Here is a 1706-nt window from a genome sequence, read left to right on the forward strand (position 1 = left end):
AAATTCAGGAGTTCATACATTGTAAGTGTTTAAATTAGATAAAACTTTATCACGTCGAAATTTTGTCTAAATATTAAAAAAACAACTAAAAAATGTTATAGTAAAATGAGAGCATATGATATTTTTAGGTAAGGGGGAATCCGGGATGTGGATTACTTCAGAAGTAGAAATTCCAGATGAGTTAATCGATCACCTTGAACAAGGGAAGTTAGTATTATTCGTTGGAGCAGGAGTTTCTATGAAGGGGAAATCAAACTTACCGAATTTCGATGATTTAGTTGATGAAATTTCGAAAGCTTTATATGTCGAAAGGCGTGAGATGACAGAACCCCACGATTATTATCTCGGTAAAATTGCGAAAACGAAAGATGTGCATCAAGTTGCAAGAGACCTCGTCAATATAGAAAAATCAAAACCAAATCCATTACACTACGCAATTCCAAGGTTGTTTCCGTTAGATACGGATGTTCGAATTGTAACGACAAACTTTGATCAACATTTTACGTCTGTAATTACAGAAATGAATAGAGAGCTGAATATTTATTATGCACCTGCTTTACCGACAGGGAGAGCGTTTAAAGGGTTGGCTTACATACATGGGAATATAGAACAAGAGAAAGAAGCTTTAATTTTAACGGATGGTGATTTTGGAAGGGCTTACTTAACAGAAGGATGGGCGAGACGATTTTTAGTTGATTTATTTTCAAATTACACTGTTTTATTCGTTGGGTATAGTCATAATGATCCTGTAATGAAATATTTAGCAACAGGCTTACCACCGAGTACAAGGCGTTATGCTTTCGTCGCACAAGGTGATAATACATATCATTGGGAGCATTTAGGGATAAGACCGATTGTGTATCCGAATAAAGCAAATAATCATCAGGCACTTGTGAAAGCGGTGAAGCGGTGGGCGGAATTAATGGGGGATAATTATATTACGAAAAGAATGCGTATTCGTGATATTGTAACCGTTCCTCCATCAGTAGAGCAGGAGCAATTATCCTATATAAAACAGTCAATAAAAAAAATTGAAACTGTTCGGTACTTCGTTGAATTTGCTCGTGATTATGAATGGGTGGAATGGCTTGAAGCCGAAGGGAAATTAAGAAACTTATTTCTGCTTACAGCAAATTATGATGAAGTAGATGAATTGCTTGCGGAATGGTTAGTGGAGCAATTTCTATTTAGTCATCAAAAAGAACTATTTCAATTGATTTTTAAAAATTATTCTAAAATATCCCCATTATGGTGGCGAACAATTTGCACGTACTTAAACGAAACGAAAGAAACGATGGACCCTTTGTTGTTTGCAAGATGGACATTACTTTTATTAGAAACAGCAGAGAAAGATAGTAGCTCTATTGAAATGATCACATATTTATTGCAAAAATGTTCTTTCCCTGAGCATAAAGAAATTGGCTTGTTGCTATTAACGTTTATTTTAGACGGGAAACTTAAACTGAAGCGTGTAAGAAGATGGGGAAATGATACGCAAGAGTCGATTGAACTCGAGGAATCGAGTCGTATACCAATGCCTATTTTTTCTCATGTGGAGCAAATTTGGAAAGAGAAAATGAGACCACATATCGCTTACTACGCAAATCCAATTATGGTTATGGGATTAGAAAAGATACAACTATTGTCATTAAGACAACATGCACTGAAAAAAAGAGATAGAGAAATTTCAGTGCAGGAGTTACAGC

1 protein-coding gene is annotated in these 1706 nt (G+C 35.5%); it reads left to right on the top strand.

The annotated features are described in order from the left end of the window. Positions 1-115: 115 nt before the first annotated feature. Positions 116-1706, top strand: a 1591-nt coding sequence (locus tag AB3X48_RS21885; protein ID WP_367959943.1) for an SIR2 family NAD-dependent protein deacylase, incomplete at its 3' end; no start/stop codon positions are given.

Source organism: Bacillus sp. S4 (genome assembly GCF_040838205.1).
Taxonomy (GTDB): Bacteria; Bacillota; Bacilli; order Bacillales; family Bacillaceae_G; genus Bacillus_A; species Bacillus_A cereus_U.